The organism is Streptomyces sp. NPDC049627, from assembly GCF_044465645.1.
Lineage (GTDB): Bacteria > Actinomycetota > Actinomycetes > Streptomycetales > Streptomycetaceae > Streptomyces.
This window is the reverse complement of sequence record NZ_JBITLW010000005.1, coordinates 466278-485508: the sequence shown is the minus strand read 5'-3', so window position 1 is coordinate 485508 and position 19231 is coordinate 466278. Positions and strand designations below refer to the sequence as shown.

Below are 19231 nucleotides of genomic sequence, written 5' to 3'. Positions count from 1 at the left end.
GCCGGCGGACCGGGCCCGGAGCACGGCCGGAGCGAGCCGGGCGGGAAAGCCGCACGGTCACCGCGCTTGGTGCAGCCGCGCAAGGAGCGGTACATGGTGACGCCGCTGCCGGGACATCTGCTCCCGCCGGGAGTGCCCGAACTCGGCATGGACGCGGTGTGTGACCAACTGGAGCGGATGCCCGAGGTCAGCGTGGTCCGCAGGCTCCGGCCGTCGGAGAAGCTGCAGTCGGCCGGACTGTCCCCCTCCTGCCCGGAGATCGCGGTCGTCGAGGCCCCCGAGCCCCAGCTGCCCGCGATGCGGACGCTGCACGTACACATCGAGCCGGACCTGCCGCTGTCCGCCACCGGACCGGCCGCCGTGCCGGCCGCGGGCATCCCGTTGCGCGATCCGGGTCTCGTCACTCCGCTGGACCAACCGGTGGAGATCTCGCTGCGCGTCACTGGCCCGGACGGAGAACCGCTGGCCGGCGCGGGCGTGTTCCTGATCGGGACCTCATGGCCCGGACAGGGCGTCACCGCGGCCGACGGGACGGTCACCGTCACGCTGCCCGCGGAGACCCCGCAGTCCATCCAGTCGCTGTACGTCCGGCCCGCGGGCGACTACACCGACCGCTGGATCAGCCGTCCGGACCTGTCGCCCACCGAGGAGAACCTGGTCACCCTCACGCCGCTGGCCAAGGTGTACCCGGGGCTGGAGGAGCGACAGGGATACGGCTGGGGTCAGCAGGCCATGCGGCTGGACCGGCTGCCTCCCACGTTCCGCGCCTTCGGTATCAAGATCGGGATCATCGGCTCGGGTGTCGCCTCCGAGCATCCCGATCTGAAGCAGCGTGTGCGCTCGGGGGCCGATCTCGTCCATGGCACGGAGGACGGCTGGGCCTACGACACGATGGGCACCGGCACCCACGCGGCGGGCGTCATCGCCGGGGCGGACACCGGCAAGGGGGTCATCGGCATCGCGGTCGACGCCGAGATCGAGGTCTGTCAGGTGCTGCCCGGCGGCTGCTTCAGCGACCTGATCGCCGCCCTGGACCACTGCATCGACCATGAGGTCGACGTCGCGCACATCGCCGTCGCGACGCCGTACCCGTCGGCGCTGGTCTCCCGCAAACTGGCCGATGCCAACGCGGCGGGGATCGCCTGCGTCGCCCCGGCGGGCGACTCGGGCGGACCGGTCTGCTTCCCCGGCTCGCTGCCCACCGTGTTCGCCGTGGGTGCGCTCGGAGCATTCGGGTCCTTCCCGCCGGACACCTCCCAGGCCACGCACGCGGGGCCGCAGCTGACGCCGGAAGGGCTGTTCGCCGCGCCGTTCAGCTGCTTCGGCCCCGGGGTCGACGCGGCCGCCCCGGGAGTGGCGGTCGTGTCGTGCTCCCCGCAGGGTGGATACACGGCCCTCGACGGCACCGGCACGGCCTGCGCCCATGTCGTCGGTCTCGCCGCCCTCGTGCTCGCCCACCACGAGGACTTCCACGGCCAGCTGCTGCCTCGCGGACCCGGCCGGGTACGGCACCTGTTCGAGATCATCGCCGCCAGCTGCCGTCCCCTGGCCGCGCAGGGCACCATGGAGGCCGCCCGCGTCGGACGCGGCGTGCCCGACGCCCTCACGGCCCTCGGCCTGGCCTCCGGAGTGCAGCTCGCTCCGGCCCCGTTCCCCTATGTCCCGACCCTGACGGGATAGCCCGATGACGTCCGACCTGGTGTTGGTACCCGCAAGGGGAGCCCCGCTCGCCGGCGATCTGGTCGTTCCCGGCCCGGTGCGAACCGTGGTGGTCATCGCCGAGGGCAGCAGCAGCTCCCGTGGCAGTTCCCGCGACCGTGCGCTCGCCGACGCGCTGCACCGGGCGGGGATGGGCACGCTTCTCCTCGACCTCCTCACCGAACTGGAGAAGCGCGAGGACGCCCGCTCGGCCCGGCACCGCTTCGATGTCCCGTTCCTGACCCGGCGGCTGGTGGCCGCCATCGACTGGCTGGAGCAGCGGCCGGAGACCGCCGGCGTCCCGGTGTGTCTGTTCGGTGCCGAAACCGCTGCCGCGGCGGCACTGCTGGCGGCCGCCGATCGGTCACAGCGCGTGTCGGCCGTCGTCACCCGGGGCGGGCGGCCGGACCTGACGCACGAGGAACTGCAGGGCGTCAAGGCCCCCGTGCTGTTCATCGTCGGCGGCGAGGACGAGACGGACGTGGGACTCAACCAGGAGGCGGCCGGAAAGCTCGGCGCGCCGAGCGAGGTCCACGTCGTGCCGGGCGCCACGCATCTGTTCCACGAGCCGGGAAGCCTTGAGGAGATCGTCACGGTGGCCCGGGACTGGTTCGTGTCCCGTGCTGAGAGGACACGTGGTCCGGACTGATCCCGATCGGATGCAGACAACCGGATGCGGAAAGAGCGAGGGCGGCACCCCGCACAGGGTGCCGCCCTCGCTGTGTGCTCCGTGCTCCGTGCTCCGTGCTCCTACGACGCCCGCACGCTGCTATCCGGTGCTTCGCACCTCGTACGTCGCGATCCGCACCGCCTCGTCGTCCAGGCACTGCCCGGTCTCCAGGTCGAACCGCTGCTTCAGCAGGGGCGAGGCCACGAACGGGCGGCCCTGGTGGGTGCCGGTCAGGCCGCGGGAGAGGACCGCCGCCCCGCCGAACGGGTCACGGTTGTCGATGGCGTACAGCTCTCCGGCGCGGTCGCGGAACAGGGCCACCTGCTTGCCGTTCGGCAGCAGGGCCGCCACACCGCGGCCCGGGAGCAGCCGGGTCAGGTCGCAGACGGTCAACCAGTCCTCGTCCAGGCGTACTTGGACCTTCAGGTCGGTTGTCTCGGGTGCCAGGGTCATCGCTGGGCGCTTCCTTCCAGGGGACGGTGGCCGATGGTCAGCAGCGGCAGGTCGGGCTTGATCTGGTCGCGCTCGGGGACGAAGCCGACGACCGGGTCGGGGGTGTCGGGCGCGTTGATGAAGGACACGAAGCGGGAGAGCTTCTCGGGGTCGTTGATGGTCTCCGACCATTCGTCGCGGTAGTTCGCGACATGGGCCGCCATCAGGGACTCCAGCTCCTCGCAGATGCCGAGCGAGTCCTCGACGACCACGTCGCGCACATGGTCCAGGCCGCCGGGGATCCGCTCCAGCCAGGTCGAGGTGCGCTCCAGACGGTCCGCCGTGCGGATGTAGAACATCAGGAAGCGGTCGATCAGGCGGATCAGCTCGGCGTCGGACAGGTCCTGCGCCAGCAGGTCCGCGTGGCGCGGGGTCGCGCCGCCGTTGCCGCCGACGTACAGGTTCCAGCCGTTGGCGGTGGCGATGACGCCGAAGTCCTTCGACTGGGCCTCCGCGCACTCGCGCTGGCAGCCGGAGACGGCCGACTTCAGCTTGTGCGGGGAGCGCAGGCCCCGGTAGCGCAGCTCCAGGTCGATCGCCATCCGGACGGAGTCCTGGACGCCGTAGCGGCACCAGGTGGAGCCCACACAGGACTTCACCGTGCGCAGCGCCTTGCCGTACGCGTGGCCGGACTCGAAGCCGGCGTCCACCAACCGAGCCCAGATCAGCGGGAGTTGCTCGACGCGGGCGCCGAACAGGTCGATGCGCTGGCCACCCGTGATCTTCGTGTAGAGGCCGAAGTCCCTGGCCACCTCGCCGATCACGATGAGCTTCTCGGGAGTGATCTCGCCGCCGGGGATGCGCGGCACGATCGAGTACGAGCCGTTCTTCTGGATGTTGGCGAGGAAGTGGTCGTTGGAGTCCTGAAGGGCCGCCTGCTCACCGTCCAGGACGTAGCCGCTCGCGCCGATCGTCGGGGCGAGGGAGGCGATGATCGAGCCGACCGCCGGCTTGCAGATCTCGCAGCCGTCGGTGCCGCGGGCGTTCTCGCGGCCGTAGCGGTCGAGCAGGTCCTGGTAGGTGTTGATGCGCAGGGCGAGGACGATCTCGTACAGCTCCTCGCGGGTCTGCGAGAAGCAGCCGCACAGGCCCTTGTCGACCTCGACGCCGGACGCCTCCAGCTCGGCGTTGACCAGCTGGCCGAGCACCTTGACGCAACTGCCGCAGGTCGTACCGGCCTTGGTGCACTTCTTCACCTCGGGCACGGTGGTGCACTGGTGGTCGGTGACCGCGCCGCGGATCGTGCCCTTGGTGACGTTGTTGCAGGAGCAGATGATCGCGTCGTCCGGCAGCGCGGTCGGGCCGAGCTGGGCGGACTCCCCGGCGCCGGCGGGCAGCACCAGCGACTCGGGCGAGACCGGCGGCACCGAGCCGGTGAAGGCCTTCAGCGTGCCGTACGCCTCCGCGTCGCCGACCAGGATGCCGCCGAGCAGCGTGCCGTCGCTGCCGATGACCAGCTTCTTGTACAGGCCCGCACGGGAGTCGGAGTAGACGACGTCCAGGCAGTCCGCGGTGGCGCCGTGCGCGTCACCGAAGGACGCCACGTCCACGCCGAGCAGCTTCAGCTTGGTGGACAGGTCGGCGCCGGTGAACTGCGCTTCGTCCTCGGCGATGGTCGCGGCGGCCGTCTCGGCCTGCTCGTAACCGGGGGCCACCAGGCCGTACACCCGGCCGTCCGAGGCCAGCGCGCACTCGCCGATCGCGAACACATGCGGGTCGGAGACCGTACGGCACTGCTCGTCGACCGTGATGCCGCCGCGCTCGCCGACCGTCAGGCCGCAGTCGCGGGCCAGCTGGTCGCGGGGGCGGACACCGGCGGAGAACACCACCATGTCGGTGGCGAGTTCGGATCCGTCGGACAGCTTCATGCCGGTGACGGCACCGCTGTCGTCGGTGACGATCTCCTGCGTGCCCACGCCCGTGTGCACGGTCAGGCCCATGTTCTCGATGGTGCGCAGCAGCGCGGCGCCGCCGCCCTCGTCGACCTGCACCGGCATCAGGCGCGGCGCGAACTCCACGATGTGCGACTCGATGCCCAGGCCCTTCAGGGCACCCGCGGCTTCGAGGCCGAGCAGACCACCGCCGACCACGGCACCGGTCGTGGCCTTGCTCTTCGCGTACTCCTCGATCGCGAGCAGGTCCTCGATCGTGCGGTAGACGAAGCAGCCGGTGGCGTCCTTGTTCGGGACCGGCGGTACGAAGGGGTACGAGCCGGTGGCGAGGACGAGGGTGTCGTACTCGAAGACCTCGCCGGACCTGGCGGTGACCTTCTTCGCCTCGCGGTCGACGGAGACCGCCGGGTCACCGACGTACAGCTCGATGCCGTGGTCCTTGATGAACTCCATGTCCGTCATGGAGAGGTCCTCGGGCGTCTTGCCCGAGAAGTACGAGGTGAGCGCCACGCGGTCGTACGCCGGACGCGGCTCCTCACAGAGCACGACCACGCGGTGCGTGGCGGTCAGGCCGCGCGCGGCGAGCGCTTCGAGGAAGCGCTGGCCGACCATGCCATGGCCGACGAGCACGATCGTGGGGGTGTCCGTGGACATCAGGAGCCTCCATCGTTGGTGAGCAGGTGGAGCAGAGGGCCGTCGTCGGGGAGCGGCTCTGCTCCCTCCCAGGCGCGGGCGAGCGCGCCGACGGTGCCGAGTTCGCCGACGAGAACCCCGCCGACCAGGCGGTCGTCGCGGACGACGACCTTGCGGTAGGTGCCGCGGGTGGCGTCGGCGAGCTGCACGACGTCGTCGCCGGGCCGGGCCTCCGTCTCACCGAACGCGGCGAGGTCGAAGGAGCCGAGGGGCGAGTCCGGCCCGGTGAGGGTGAGCCGGGTCAGGGAACGGGTGCCGGTGTAGCGGGCGTCCGCGTTCCCGGCCAGCAGTTCGGCCAGGGCGTCGGCCTGTTCGAGCGCCGGGGCGGCCAGCCCGTACACCGTGCCGTCGTGCTGGGCGCAGTCGCCGACGGCCCGGATGCGCGGGTCGGACGTACGGAGTTCGTCGTCGACGACGATCCCCTTGCGCACGTCCAGCCCGGCCGCCTGCGCGAGGCCCGCACGCGGGTGGACCCCGCAGGCCAGGACGACGAGGTCGGCGTCGAGGGCGTATCCGTCGGCCATCTCCACCGAGCGGACCGCGCCGCCGACGCAGCGCACGTCGCGTACCCGGCACTCGGTGTGGATCTCGACGCCGAGATCGGTGAGGTGGCGCTTGACCAGCTTCGAGGCGGCCGGGTCGAGCTGACGCTCCATCAGCCGCTCGGACTGCTGGGCGAGTACGACCTGCGCGCCGCGCAGCGCGAGCGCGCGGGCCGCGGAGACCCCGAGGAGCCCGCCGCCGATCACGACCGCGCGCACACCCGGCCGTACCGCCTTGGACAGGCCCAGGCAGTCGTCCATCGTCCGGAAGGCGTGGACGCCCTCCGGCAGCACATGGTCCGGGGTGAACAGGCCGCGCAGGGGCGGAAGGACGGGGTTGGAGCCGGTGGCCAGGACGAGCGTGTCGTATGCGATCTCCGTGCCGTCCGCGAGATGTACGGCTCGCATCTCGCGGTCGATGGCGGTGACCCGGCCACGCGTCAGCTCCGCGGGTGCCGGGAGGGCGATCACGTCGGGGCTGTAGCGGCCGGCCAGCACCTCGGCGAGCAGCACCCGGTTGTACGGGCGGTGCTCCTCGTCGCCGACGAGCGTCACGGGCGTGCCGAGCTCGCCGAGCCGCCGGGCGAGTCGTACGCCCGCGAGGCCGGCGCCGATCACCACCACACGCGTATTCGAGGTCATGCCTAGGAGCGTGCGGGGTGGGTGTTACCCGACCGCATCACATCTGTTTCCCGCGAGGAACGCTGCCCTCAGCAGGGGCCGGGGGGCGGTGTGAGGGTTCGGAGGGGGCAGCGGGGGCGGGCTGTGAGGTCGGTCCGGCAGGCCCGGGGCGGGGCGGCCCGACCTCGGGTTTCGTGCAGCCACCATCGTCTACGACCGGGGGTGACGGGCGGTGATCACACGGTCGCTGTGACCTGCGCAACGCGGTGGGAGCCGCGCAGGCCCGGGATGAGCCGCGCGGCCCGCCCGGTCACCCCGTCAAGGGCCCCTGCAGGATCCGCCGCCCGGCCTCCTCGTCGCCTACCCAGGCGAAGGGCGCGTCCCCGGTCGCCTCGCGCCGCCCCCACAGCAGGAGCAGCAGATCCTCCACCGGCCCGGAGAGCGTGGCCACCGGGGCCCCCGGCCCGTAGGTCCACGACCCTCCCGTGTCCGTCGCGACGAGCCGCAGGGCCCGCTCAGGCGGCTTCGCGAGCCCCTTGATCAGCGTCTCCATGCACCGGCGCCGCTGCCAGAAGCCGACCGTGTGCGGCGGGTGGAACGTCCAGGCCGGTGCGGACGGATCGGCGTCCAACGCCTTGAGCAGCGTGTCCGCCGTCCCCTCGAACCACCCCACCAGCTCGGCCCGCTCCCGGGGAGCCGGTGCAGGAGAGTGATCGCCGTGCCCCTCGGACACGGCCGCCGCCGCCCACACGTTCCCGCCGCCCAGGTGATCGGCGAGGTCGTACAGGGTCCACTCCCCGCAGTGCTCGACCCGCGCCGACAGGTCTCCGTCGAGACACGCGCGGAAGGCCTCGAGTTCGAGCCGCAGGTGACGCAGCAAGGAAGTCGAGTCCATGGTCGGCAACGGTACGACCGACCGTTGACAGCGGGACCGGACACGGGGGCGGTGGCCGTCCCGGGGTTCAGCGGCTGCCGGTGAGGTGGGCGAAGACGACCACGTTGCCCTGATAGCCGGTCGTCCGTGAGTAGCCGCCGCCGCAGGTGATCACCCGCAGCTCGGGGCGCGGCGCCGTGCCGTACACCTTCTCGTCGGGAAAGGTCTTCGCGGCGTACACCTCGACGGCGTCGACCGTGAAGAGCGCCGTCCCGCCGTCCCGCCGGTCCACCTCGATCGTGCTGCCCTTCTTCAGGGCGCCCAGGCGGTAGAAGACGGCGGGCCCGTCGGCGTTGTCGACATGCCCGGCGACGATCGCGGTGCCCGTCTCACCGGGCGTGGTGCCGGCCTCGTACCAGCCGGCGAGGTTCTTCCGCTCGGCGGGCGGGACGTCGAGGCTGCCCGTCCTGGTCAGGCCCAGGCCCATGAGGGGGGCGTCGACGCGGATCGCGGGGATGCGGATGCGGTCGGGAGGGGAGGGCGGGAGCGCGGGGGCGGGGGCGGGGGCGCGCCGGGAGCGGGGGCCGGCGTGCGAGACACCGCTCGACTCCTGCGCGGCCGACGGCTGCGGCGGGGCGTGTGTCTCGACGCCGTTGTTCAGCAGCCAGGCGCCGGAGCACAGGGCGAGGACGGTGACGGCGGCTATGACGCCGTTGCCAACGCCGCGATGACTGCGCACGGGAGCCTCCTGGGACTCTCCTCGGCCGCCCGATCCCCCTCCGGGCCGCGAGGGGCGTCGGACCCGGAGGGGGAGGGGACGTGCGGTACCGGTGGACGGACAGCGGAGGGTGTCCGTCAGATCCCGTCGCCTCTCGCCCGGCGATGCAGGAGCCAGGTACCGCCCGCGGCGGCGACGGCGAGAGCCGCCACGCCGGCCGCGGTCTGTACGGGATCGGTGCCAAGAGCGCCGCCGACCCCCGTCTTCACACTTCCTCTCGGATGCACCTGTTCGCGCGGGGCGGTCAGAGTGACCACCAGGTCCCCGCTCACCTGCCGGCCGCCCTCGGCGCAGGTCGCGACGATCTCGTACGTCCCCGGCTGCGCGCTCGGCGGCACCCGGAACCGCCCGTTCGCGTCCTGCTCGTCGCCGCCCGGCCCCAGCGTGAACTCGCCCGCGCCGACCGCGCTGGCGTCGCCCGCTGCCGTACCGCCGTCCTTGCAGGCGGCCGTGTGCACCGTGACGTCGCCGCCCGGCACGACCGAGGACGGGGACACCTCCAGGTCACCACCGCCGTCGTCGCCGTACGCGGGCGCACCGACGGCAGCGACGGCAGCGACGGCCAGCGCGGTCCCGGTCAGCAGACGGGCGGTACGTCGCATCGATGCTCCTCCGCACTCGACGGGCCACGGCCCGCGACACCCCCATGTGCCGCCGCCTCGGTCGTGCCCCTGCCTTTCCGAGGTAAGTGGCAGTGGGGCGGGTGCGCTTCCTGAGAGAGCGTCAGGAATGGGGCGAATGGGTGTCGGGAGGGAGGGCGCGGGTCGTCGAAGTGGTGGTGTTTCAGCAGGTCACCGCCGTGCCTGGGGTTCGTGTGGAAGAGAACTCGATGGGCGCGGGGGAGGGGTGTGAACGGGTGAGTGCGCGCTGTGCAGGGGCCGGGTTGCGTGGGGCGTCGGAGAGGGCCGCCTCGCGCGTCGACCGTCCCCCAGCCAAGCGTGATGCCCTGGGCAGGCAACTCGGTCGAAGACCTCGCGATCGGGGGCGCCGGAGCCCGGAAGCGCCTCTCCCAGGGAACGGGCCGGTCTGTGATGATCGAGTCCGAGGCGGCCACCGCTCGGAAGTGGGGCCGACCGACGAGAGGATGCGCATGGCGACGAACGACGAACTCACCGTGGCGGTACTGGGCCCGGGCGGCATAGGCGGCCTGCTGGCCGCACTGCTGTCCAAGTCCGGCCACCGGGTGATCTGCCTGGCGGGCGACGATACGGCGAAGACGCTGCGGACGACCGGGATCGAGGTACGCAGCGGGCTGTTCGGTGACTTCACGGCCGAGGTCGAGGCGGACACGGAACTGCGCGAGCCGGTCGACGCGTGCCTGATCGCGGTCAAGGCCACCGCTCTGGACGCGGCCCTGACCCGCGTCCCGCCCACCCTGCTGGGCGACGCCCTGGTCGTACCCTTCCTGAACGGCGTGGAGCACCCCGCCGCCCTCCGCGCCCGGTACCGCCCGGACCGCGTGGCCGCCGCCGCCATCCGCGCCGAGTCGACCCGCGTCGCCCCGGGGCGGATCGAGCACGGCACCCCCTTCGCCGAGATAGACCTCGCCGGCGACCCGGTCCCCGACGAACGCCTGGACGCCCTGGCACAGGTCCTCGACGCGGCCGGTCCGACGACCCGGGTCCACGCCGACGAGGCGGCGACCCTCTGGGCGAAGATGTCCTTGCTGGCCCCCTTCGCCCTGCTCACCACCCACTACGCCCTCCCCATCGGCGACGTACGCACGCAGCACCGCGAGGAGTTGACGTCCCTCGTCGAGGAGGCGGCGGCCGTCAGCGGCGCCTGCGGCGGCCCCGCCGACCCGCGCCAGGCCCTCGCCCGCTACGACGCCTTCCCGCCCGGCACGAAGTCCTCGATGCAACGCGACGCGGAGGCGGGCCGCCCCCTCGAACTGGACGCCATCGGCGGAGCGTTGCTGCGCGCGGCGGAACGACACGGCGTCCCGGTGCCGGCGACGGCCCGCCTGGTAGGGGAGTTGAGGGCCGCGGGTCACTGACGGAACCGCTCCACGGTCCGACCGGGCGGGCACGCCGGTGAGTTGGAGAGCGCTCTGGTTCCCCGCCCGGTCGGCGCACGGAGAAGACCGCCGACACTCGGCTCAGGAGCCGGCCGATCAGCGAATGCGCGGTGGATACGCCCCCCGCAGGGCCGTTCAGTCAGCCGCCGGCGAAGTACAGCTCTTCCATCGTGGACGTGGCGAACCGGGTGTGCCGTACGCGGAAAGCCGTGGTGCGCAGTTGCTCCCAGCCCCAGGGGTCGGCCTCGCCCAGGGCCAGGGCGACGAAGCCGGCCCATTCGACGTCGGCCGGGTCCTCCTCGTGCAGGCCGAGGTCCTCCAGCGTCTCGGCGGGGATGCCGAGGGCGGAGGCGATGGCGTCCGGGTCGCCGGTGACCTCGAACGGTTCGTCGCCGGGCCAGCCGGTGGCGTGGAACATGGCCCCGTCGGGCAGCCAGACGATGTCCTCGGTGTGGTCCGCCCCACCGTGGAAGTGGACGCGGCCGACGATACGGGCGTCCGGGTAGCGCTCGCGCAGCCTGCGGGCCTCGGTCAGGAGCGGGGTGTCGTTGCCGTTGTCGGCCAGTGCCGGGTCGCTGAAACCGAGGGCATGGCCCCATGCGGCGGCCTGGACGATGTCCAGGTCGGTCCGGGTGTCCGGGTAGGGCACGTCGAGGGCCGACCGGGGCCCGATCTCTTCCACGACCTCCTCCACGGTTCCGAACGACGCCGCGAACTCGGCCGCCCGGCCGGGGTCGTTGGCGGGCAGCGCGCGAGCGTCCACGCCGAACGGCGGGAGGAGGACGGTGATGTTGCAGTGGCCCAGGGAACCACGCACCATACGGTCGGGCGGGAGGGTCCAGAAGCTGTCGCCGGTCATGCGGGTCACCTTAGCGGCGCCGACAGGCCGTCAGGATCCGCAGTCACGGCCGCGATCGGCGTCGCACTGCCAGCCGGAGAAGCCGCCCTCGCGGGGACGGTCGATGTCGTGGTCGAACCGGAGCAGCCCCCATGCCACCCAGGTGATGAAGGCGATGCACAGGGCGAGTCCGGTCCACAGCGCCGCCTTCTTCAACCCCGAAGCTCCTCACTCTGCACGGCGTACATCACCTGCCAAGCATCCCATTCCAGGAACGTGCTGATCACACGCATGCCGATGGCCTCCAGCAACCGGCGTGAGCGGCTGTTGGCCTCCTGGGTGACCGCGACGACGGAAGGGTCGTCGGAGGCGACGTGCTCGAAGGACCAACTGACCGCGGCCGTCACAGCCTCACGGGCGTATCCCTTACCCCAGTGCTCCGGCAGGAAGGAGTAGGACACCTCCCGTCGGCCGTCGAAGCGGGACTTCGGATCGATGGTCACGGACCCGAGCGTCACTGTTCCCTGTCGCGTGACCACGGTGAAGAGATGGGGGTGGCCCGCGAAATGCTGCTGATAGACGGCGAGCTGGTCTTCGGCGACGGGCCCGCCGAGGAAACGACGCACGTCTGCGTCGGTCCACAGCCGGGTGAAGGCGGACACGTCGGCGGGTTCGGCAGGACGCAGCGTCAGCCGGGGGGTCTGGATGGCGCACGGCCAGGACTCCGGGGCGGACGGCGAAGAGAGGGAAGGGCGGCGACTGTTCACCACAACAGGCAACCAGACCGGACCGGGTCCCGGCGGACTTGGCCGATAAGCGCTCATGGGGCTCGAAGGTGCCCACGGCGCGGCCTGACAGGTGCCCCACAGCTGCCTCACAGGTGAAGCGCTCTTCCGTGACCTGTGGGGCGCGGATTCACCGCAGGGATCTGCGTGGCGTTTTCTTGCCATGTTCGTCTCGTACTCTTGTGCGACCCGTTCGCACTCCGCCTACAGTGACCCCGCGCCCGGCGGCGCGGAGCCGACCACTCCGTGGACCGCCGGTGAAGCGCGCGATCACCAGTGGGGGAACGGGGGGTCCAGTGCGTCCCATCGGCGCAGCGTCGGCATGAGGAATGTGCGGCGCCCTTTTCTGATTCCGTGACCGCGGTTCCGTCGACGGAAGTTCACCGGTGCGTGTCCTGAAGGGCGCGCCCTTCGCAGTCACCTCGTCTTCCGCCCGTCGTGTTCAGCCCGTCCGCAGATCGCCGTACGGGCTCTCTCCCTTCTCCCGGCCCATCGGATCGGCAACGTACGCGCTCGCGCCACAACCCTGAAAGAGGAGAGCTGTTGAGATTCCGCAGACGAGTGCGAGCGCCGCTCGCCGTGCTGGCGTCCGGAGCGGTGCTCGCGGGACTGGTGCCGGCCGTGGCCTGGGCCGCTGAGCCGGAACCCGCGAGCGGCACGGCCAAGGTGCGGCCGAAAGGCCCGTCCGACACCGTGCCGTCGGCCAGGCGCGCCGCGGTCCTGGGCAAGGAGTGGCAGAAGTCGGGCGACCTGGCGTGGACCACGTCGGGTGACGCGGAGGGCCTCCACCTCCTCACGGCGCACAAGAAGGACGGTTACACCTGGCGCAGCACGGCAACGCTGTCCGAGCCGGGTCTGGACGCGGACGCCTGGATAGGCAACGTGTGTGTGACCGGCTCGGGCAAGCGGGCCGTCGTCGTCTACGCGCCGCGCACGTTCACCAACAAGCCGCACCTGATGGCCCGGGGCGCCTTCACGGCGATCGTCGACCTGACGTCGGGCCGGGTGACGAAGCTGAAGCTCAAGGCGTCGCTGTCGTACTACAACCCGGGCTGTGGCGCGGGGGAGACGGCCGTCCTGACCCAGTCCGGCGGCGAGGACCTGCCCGGCACCCGGCTGGTCGAGCTGAACACGTCGACGGGCAAGTTGGGCAAGCCCGTTGAGCTCAAGGGGCAGGTCACCTCGGCCGTCCCCGTCAAGGACGGCTCCATCGCCGCTGCCGCCGGGGCCGAGGTCGTCCGCATCGACTCCGCGGGCGCCCGCAGGGCCGTCGTCCGCACCGACGGCGTGCCCTACCGGCTCACCCCGGACGGCGCGGGCGGGCTCGCCTTCCTGGACAAGCGGGGCGCGACCGCCAAGGTCAAGCACGTCACCGCCACCGCGGTGACCCGCCCGAGCGCGCGGACGACCCGCGCGGCGGTGCTGGCCCAGGGGCCCGCGACCGAGACGGGTCTGACCCGCAGCGCCGGGACCGTGTACGTGACCGGCAGGACGACGCCGGCGGCCGAGCGGCTCCCCGCCGAGGTGCGCAGGCTCGCGGGCACCGCCAAGGACGTGACCGTCTCCACCCGGGGCGAGGCCGTCCTGACCCACACCACCTGGGCCGACGGCAAGGGCACGCTGCTGCTGCCGGGCGATGCCGGCACGGCCCGTCCCGTGAAGCTCTCCATGACGGTCCGGGACTCCGGGAACAAGGTCTCCTTCACCGTCGACCCGACGCGTCGCGTCTCGCCGTACGCGGCCCAGGGCCGGGACCTGTCGCCGGGGATCTCCTCCGGCTCCGGGAGGAAGGCCTCCGGGAACACCGCCAAGGCGGCTCGCGCCGGTGGCGACCCCAGCGACCCCGTGGAGGCGGAGCGCACCTGCTCCGTGCCGCGCAACGACCCGCGCAACCAGGCGATGCAGCCCAAGCCCCGCCAGGTGGAGTGGGCCGTGGACATGGCGGTCAAGGGCATGCTGAACACCCACATCTCGCGGCCGGCGAACTGGAAGAACCTCGGCATGCCCGCCTACCAGCCGCAGACGCTCTTCCTGAACCCGGCGCTGAGCGGCGGCGGCCGTGCCATCGCGCAGGTCATGCTCGGCGTGACCACACAGGAGTCCAACATGTGGCAGGCCGCCCGCTCGGCCGTGCCCGGCGTCACCGGCAACCCGCTGATCGGCAACTACTACGGCATCGACCTCTACGACGGCGACTCCGCCAACGACTGGGACGTCAACTTCGCCAAGGCGGACTGCGGTTACGGCATCACGCAGATCACGGACCACATGCGGATGGCGGGCCGGGAGGACGGACACGGCGGCGAGGCCTGGCCGTACCAGAAGCAGCGGGCCGCGGCCCTCGACTACACCGCGAACATCGCGGCGGGCCTGCAGACCCTCATCGCCAAGTGGAACGAGACCCGCGGCGCGGGCCTGATCGCCAACCACGGCGCCAACGGCCGGCCCGAGAACTGGTACTTCGCCCTGTGGGCCTACAACTCCGGCTTCCACCCCAAGAACGGGTCCGAGCCCTGGGGCCTGGGCTGGTTCAACAACCCGGCGAACCCGGAATGGGACGCCGGACGGCTGCCGTTCATGGAGAACGCGGCGGGCGACGACGACGCGAGCGCCGCGGCTCGGCCGCAGAACTGGCCCTACCAGGAGAAGGTCCTCGGCTTCGCCGCACACCCGCCGTCCTTCCTGGAGTCCCCGGGCGTGATGGTCCCCGCCTTCCGCCAGTCCACCTGGAACGGCACCAACGAGGGCGTGGGCGTCAAGGGCAGCGCGAAGTACAACCGGTCCCGCGTCAAGGCGCCCGAGGGCGCGTTCTGCGACTCCTCCATCGGCTGCGACCCCGGCCGGATCTCCGACGGGGCGTCGAACGACACCACGACCAGCGGGCCCTGTGGCCGCTCGGACTTCAAGTGCTGGTGGAACAAGCCGGTGACCTGGAAGAGCGACTGCGTCGACACCTGCGGCTTCGAGTTCATCCGCTTCGGCGAGAGCACGCCCGAGGAGGCCGACGGCACCGCCTACCCGCCGGCCTGCACCCGGAGCGGCCTGCCGGACAGTGCCCTCATCGTCGACGACGTCCCGGCGGGCACCCCGGTGGTCCGGCCGAACTGCTCCAACTCCTGGACCAACTCAGGGAGTTTCAGCTTCAACTTCGCCAACAACGCGGTCGAGACCGTCTACCCGGCCAAGGTCGACCTGCACCAGCTGGGCGCGGGCTTCGGCGGCCACTTCTACTTCGGCCACACCCGGCAGAACGACGCCAAGGGCCAGCGGCTGAAGATCACCGGCACCTGGAAGCTGAACCGGGAACTCGACAAGGACGCCCGGGTCTGGGTCCACCTGCCCGACCACGGCGCGCAGACCAAGCTCGCCAAGTACGAGGTCAAGACCCGCAACGGCTGGCGCAGCAAGACCCTGTCCCAGCCCGGCGACGGCAACCGCTGGGTGAAGCTCGGGATCTTCCGTACCAAGGGCATCGTGCCCGAGGTCAGGCTCAGCACCCTCACCAAGGACGGCACCGGGGACGAGGACATCGCCTACGACGCGGTGGCCTTCGAGCCCGGCGACTGGGACTTCGTACCGGACATCATCATCCCGGAGGCCGACCCCGACGCCCCGGACCCGGAGTTCAAGGACACGGACCGGCAGAAGCAGCCGAACCCCGACGGCGTGATCGGTCTGTCGAGGCAGAAGGAGCACTGCTACGACACGGACCGCGAGGGCGTGCGCCAGTGCATCTCGCGTGACTACGACATCAAGAAGTACGGCGCCGACGCCTTCAAGCAGCCGCGCACCAGGGCCGCGGACGCCGACGCCCCCTTGGTGCCCTGGTGCGACGACGCGACGGTCTCCGGCTACACCATCACGCGCCGTGAGGGCTGCCACAAGCTGGCCGTCCTGATCAGGTGGACGGTCGACAACAAGACGGTGGGCACGGCCACCTTCCTGGTGCGCGAGGAGTTCCTGCTGGAGAACAAGAAGGAGTGGCGCGAGCGGATGTTCATGTCTCCGCTGTCCATCGACGCGGCGCTGGGCGCGGTGTCCCTGGAGTACTGGGACGCGATCTGCACCCCGGACTGCGACGAGGAGTACGTCGGCTACTGGAACGGTCCGGCCACCTGGGCTCCCATCACGGACAAGCACTGGGCGTCGGCCACCAAGAAGTTCACCTGGACCACGCCGACGTCCGGCACGTCCCGGGACTTCGACCGGGGAACGTTCCTCAGCTTCAAGGCCAGCTCGCCGGAGGCCGCCGGCGCGGTGCAGGCCATCAAGCCGGAGTGGACCTTCTGGGACCAGGTCACGTGTGACAACTCCGTCGCCGTGCCCAACTCGACCGGCTGTGTGCTCGGCAAGCACATACCGACGTTCGAGACCAACACCAAGCGGTATCCGGCCGCGGCCGCCTACTACTGGGTGCTGCGCGAGAAACTGGAGGACCATCCGGGCAGCAAGAAGCACGGCAAGCCGATGCACCGCCTGATGGACAAGGACCAGCAGAAGCACAACCGCGACACCATCTGCAACAAGACGGGCACCGGCAAGTGGACGGCCCACCCGGACGCCACCCCGGACACCCAGGGTGTGCAGTGTGACGAGTTCCCCTTCGCGGCCACCCGGGAGAGCGGAGGCGTCCCCACGCCGGTCGTCAACGGAGGCATCTGCGTCCAGCTGTACGCCGAGAAGCAGGACGACGGCACCTGGCGGCTCTTCGACGACGAGCGGTACGACCCGCCCACGTGGAAGGAGATCTGCGGACGGGCCTCGATGCCGGGCAAGCAGAACGGGGACGCGGGCCGCGGACCCGGCCTGTCGGGCTTCTACACCAAGGCACGCGTGCTGGACGGGGAGGAGTTCTACATCGAGGTACCGGGGTACGAGGGCTGCAACACGGAGGACGTTTGCGTCATCCGCAACTGATACGCCACCACCTGTGACCGCACGGGCGTAACAGGGGGGACCGGCTCGACCGGTCCCCCCTTTTCCGTGTCAGCGCCAAACCAGTTGCCAGGTCCCGTCGTCCTCGTGGACGTACTCGGCCCGGGTCTCCCCGCCGGTCGCCGTCGGTACGGGGCGTCCGGTCTCCAGGGACAGGACGGTCTCCTCGAACATCTCCGCCACGCTCTTCCAGCGCACCACGCCCCACAGCTCCAGATCCTGGTCGATCTCCAGGACCGCCCCTTCCGTCGGCCCCTCCCGGTGGTCCACGACGAGCTGCGTCCCCGTGACCGTCCTGGCCAGCGGCACCCACCGGACATGCGCCGTCGCGCCCACGACGAACTCCTCGTTCTCGTCCTCCAGGCTCCAGGCCACCTCCTGCTCCATGTCCCGCTGCCCGAGCCTCATCCCCTCCGCGTCCAGCGGATAGTGCCCCCCGGGCAGCAGCCCTCCCGGCCCGCCGGGCCGCGCCCAGGTCGACACCCCGTTGTGCCGGGAGAGCCAGACCCGCAGCTCCGGATGGAGATCGAACCGGTTCTCGGCGACCTCACTGATCTGCGCCGCCGTCGCAGGCGGGTTGAGGACGCGCAGTTCGTCCGGCGCGTTGGCCTCCAGCCACTGGTCGAGGCGGTTCAGTACATCGTCGAAGGGCACGGTTCGTCCTCACGTCTGAATGCGGAACGTCTGGACCCTTCCTACCGGACCGGACGCTCCGCCACACCCGTTCCGCCCTCAGCCGACGCCGACCGCACTCCACGCCGCCGCCACCGCGCCGTACTCCGCGCTGCCGGCCCCGTACAGGTCCTTCGCCGCGTTCAGCGTCGCCGTACGGGCGCCCGCGTAGTTCGTCGAGGACGTCATGTAGACCGTCAGCGCCCGGTACCAGATCCTGCCGAGTTTGTCCCGGCCGATCCCGCTCACCGAAGAGCCGTTGCAGGTGGGGGAGTTGTAGCTGACGCCGTTCACGGTCTTCGCGCCGCTGCCCTCGGCGAGGAGGTAGGCGAAGTGGTTGGCCACGCCGGACGAGTAGTGGACGTCGAGCGTCCCGGTCGTCGCGCTCCAGCAGTCGGCCGAGTCGCCGTCCTTCGACGGCTTGTCCATGTAGCGCAGGGCCTCCCGCCCGAAGCCCGACCGGACGATCTTCTCGCCGATCAGATAGTCGCCCGGGTCGGAGGAGTTGCCCGCGTGGAACTCCACCAGTGTGCCGAAGATGTCCGACGTCGCCTCGTTCAGGCCGCCGGACTCGCCGGAGTACGTCAGCGCGGCGGTCTTCGACGTCACGCCGTGCGTCATCTCGTGGCCGGCCACGTCCAGCGACACCAGCGGCCCGAGCTGGGTGCCGTCACCGTCGCCGTACGTCATGCAGAAGCAACTGTCGTCCCAGAAGGCGTTGTTGTACTTGTTCCCGTAGTGCACGCGGTTGAAGGAACCTTTGCCGTCGCCCGCGATGCCCTTGCGGCCGTGGACGTCCTCGTAGTAGTCCCACGTCGCGTCCGTGCCGTACTGGGCGTCCACCGCGACCGTCGAGCGGTCGGCCGTCGTGCCCGTGCCCCAGTGGTTGTCGGCGTCCGTGAAGACCGTCGCCGGGGCGCGGCTGAGGCAGACGGTCAGGACGCACAGGTCCGTCTTGTTCGCGGCGTCACCGGTGTACGTGCCGCCGCGCGTCGGGTCCTTCAACTGGTACGCCGACCCGGACGCCGTGGTCTCCAGCGGCACCGTGCCGCCGTACAGCGACTTCCCGTCGCCCGACGCCGTCTCGATGCTGTCCCAGGCGTCGATCTGCGCCCCGGTGCGGGCGTCCGTCAGCACCGTGCGGGCGACCGGGTTGCCGAGGGAGTCCCGGGCGACGGCGTTGGTCCGCCAGGCCAGCCTCGGGGTGCCGTGCAGGGCGTCGACGACCAGCTCGGGCCTGGCCGTCAGCCGTTTCAGCGTCTCGCCGAGGTGCACGGCGCGCAGCGCGTTCGCCGCGAGGTCGGCGGCCTTCGGTGCGGAGACCTTCGGGGTGATGCCCGACAGGGAGATCGCGGCCTCGGTGGCGCGGGAGGCGCTGCGGTACGTGCCGTCCTCGGCCAGGTGGACGACGAAGTCGCCGCCGAGGACCGGGAGTTGGCGGTACGTCCGGTCGTAGCGGACGTGCTGCGAGCCGTCGGCGTCGATGACGACGTCCCGTACGGAGGTGTCCTGCGCGTCGGTCAGCCCGAGCGCCGCCGCACGCTCCAGCAGGACCGACGCCGCGTTCTCGAGCACGCTCGCCCTGGTCGGCCGGTCGTCCGCGCCGGCGGCGGGGGAGAGCGCGGTGGCCAACAGGGCCGTCGTGGCGGCGGCCACCCCGGCGGTGGTGAGACGGGAACCTCGCACATGCAGCCGTATCCGACTCATCGGTCTCCTCGAACTGG

At 71.4% G+C, this 19231-nt stretch carries 15 protein-coding genes; 4 read left to right on the top strand and 11 right to left on the bottom strand.

What is annotated here, in order from left to right:
• Window positions 1–93 precede the first annotated feature (93 nt).
• Both ACIBU0_RS16650 and ACIBU0_RS16645 read left to right on the top strand, forming a co-directional pair.
• Window positions 94–1680 carry a S8 family serine peptidase gene (locus ACIBU0_RS16650; RefSeq protein WP_398818087.1) on the top strand — a complete coding sequence of 529 codons (1587 nt, stop codon included), beginning with the start codon at window positions 94–96 and terminating at the stop codon, window positions 1678–1680.
• A gap of 4 nt (window positions 1681–1684) precedes the next feature.
• A complete protein-coding gene (locus tag ACIBU0_RS16645; RefSeq protein WP_398818084.1) occupies window positions 1685–2347 on the top strand; it encodes a dienelactone hydrolase family protein in 663 nt (220 codons plus the stop codon).
• Between the two features lie 120 nt (window positions 2348–2467).
• On the opposite strand, the gene nirD is transcribed toward ACIBU0_RS16645, so the two are convergent.
• The 6 genes from nirD to ACIBU0_RS16615 all read right to left on the bottom strand — a co-directional run bounded on the left by nirD (window position 2468) and on the right by ACIBU0_RS16615 (window position 8862).
• The gene (gene nirD, locus ACIBU0_RS16640; protein WP_398818081.1) at window positions 2468–2821 is read right to left on the bottom strand and encodes a nitrite reductase small subunit NirD; all 354 of its coding nucleotides are present in this window, start codon (window positions 2819–2821) and stop codon (window positions 2468–2470) included.
• Window positions 2818–5406: a nitrite reductase large subunit NirB gene (gene nirB, locus ACIBU0_RS16635; RefSeq protein ID WP_398818078.1), complete on the bottom strand. Its 2589-nt coding sequence runs from the start codon at window positions 5404–5406 to the stop codon at window positions 2818–2820. Before nirB ends, nirD begins: the two co-directional genes overlap by 4 nt.
• Window positions 5406–6629, bottom strand: a complete 1224-nt coding sequence (locus tag ACIBU0_RS16630; protein WP_398818075.1) for an NAD(P)/FAD-dependent oxidoreductase — start codon at window positions 6627–6629, stop codon at window positions 5406–5408. Before ACIBU0_RS16630 ends, nirB begins: the two co-directional genes overlap by 1 nt.
• 289 nt (window positions 6630–6918) lie before the next feature.
• Entirely contained in the window at window positions 6919–7503 is a 585-nt protein-coding gene (locus ACIBU0_RS16625) for a maleylpyruvate isomerase family mycothiol-dependent enzyme (protein WP_398818073.1), read from the bottom strand.
• 67 nt (window positions 7504–7570) lie between these two features.
• Window positions 7571–8221 carry a class F sortase gene (locus tag ACIBU0_RS16620; RefSeq protein WP_398818071.1) on the bottom strand — a complete coding sequence of 217 codons (651 nt, stop codon included), beginning with the start codon at window positions 8219–8221 and terminating at the stop codon, window positions 7571–7573.
• A gap of 116 nt (window positions 8222–8337) precedes the next feature.
• Window positions 8338–8862: a hypothetical protein gene (locus ACIBU0_RS16615; protein WP_398818068.1), complete on the bottom strand. Its 525-nt coding sequence runs from the start codon at window positions 8860–8862 to the stop codon at window positions 8338–8340.
• Window positions 8863–9344: 482 nt separating this feature from the next.
• Here ACIBU0_RS16615 and ACIBU0_RS16610 point away from each other — a divergent pair, with 482 nt between their 5' ends.
• Window positions 9345–10256 carry a ketopantoate reductase family protein gene (locus ACIBU0_RS16610; RefSeq protein WP_398818065.1) on the top strand — a complete coding sequence of 304 codons (912 nt, stop codon included), beginning with the start codon at window positions 9345–9347 and terminating at the stop codon, window positions 10254–10256.
• Window positions 10257–10416: 160 nt separating this feature from the next.
• On the opposite strand, the gene ACIBU0_RS16605 is transcribed toward ACIBU0_RS16610, so the two are convergent.
• From ACIBU0_RS16605 to ACIBU0_RS16595, 3 genes are read right to left on the bottom strand one after another with little or no spacing between them, the layout of a single operon-like run.
• On the bottom strand, window positions 10417–11136 hold the full coding sequence (locus tag ACIBU0_RS16605; protein ID WP_398818062.1) for a DUF6333 family protein: 720 nt from the start codon (window positions 11134–11136) through the stop codon (window positions 10417–10419).
• 30 nt (window positions 11137–11166) lie between these two features.
• Window positions 11167–11331 carry a hypothetical protein gene (locus tag ACIBU0_RS16600; RefSeq protein ID WP_398818059.1) on the bottom strand — a complete coding sequence of 55 codons (165 nt, stop codon included), beginning with the start codon at window positions 11329–11331 and terminating at the stop codon, window positions 11167–11169.
• Complete coding sequence (locus ACIBU0_RS16595) at window positions 11328–11882, bottom strand: GNAT family N-acetyltransferase (RefSeq protein ID WP_398818056.1); 555 nt, start codon at window positions 11880–11882, stop codon at window positions 11328–11330. The genes ACIBU0_RS16600 and ACIBU0_RS16595 overlap by 4 nt, the downstream gene beginning before the upstream one ends.
• 561 nt (window positions 11883–12443) lie before the next feature.
• On the opposite strand from ACIBU0_RS16595, the gene ACIBU0_RS16590 reads away from it, so the two are divergent.
• Window positions 12444–16817 (top strand): hypothetical protein, encoded by a 4374-nt coding sequence (locus tag ACIBU0_RS16590; protein ID WP_398818053.1) that lies wholly within the window; start codon window positions 12444–12446, stop codon window positions 16815–16817.
• Between the two features lie 69 nt (window positions 16818–16886).
• Here the strand turns inward: ACIBU0_RS16590 and ACIBU0_RS16585 are convergent, their stop codons facing one another.
• The gene (locus ACIBU0_RS16585; protein ID WP_398818050.1) at window positions 16887–17489 is read right to left on the bottom strand and encodes a hypothetical protein; all 603 of its coding nucleotides are present in this window, start codon (window positions 17487–17489) and stop codon (window positions 16887–16889) included.
• 78 nt (window positions 17490–17567) lie between these two features.
• A complete protein-coding gene (locus ACIBU0_RS16580; RefSeq protein ID WP_398818047.1) occupies window positions 17568–19214 on the bottom strand; it encodes a M4 family metallopeptidase in 1647 nt (548 codons plus the stop codon).
• Window positions 19215–19231 lie beyond the last annotated feature (17 nt).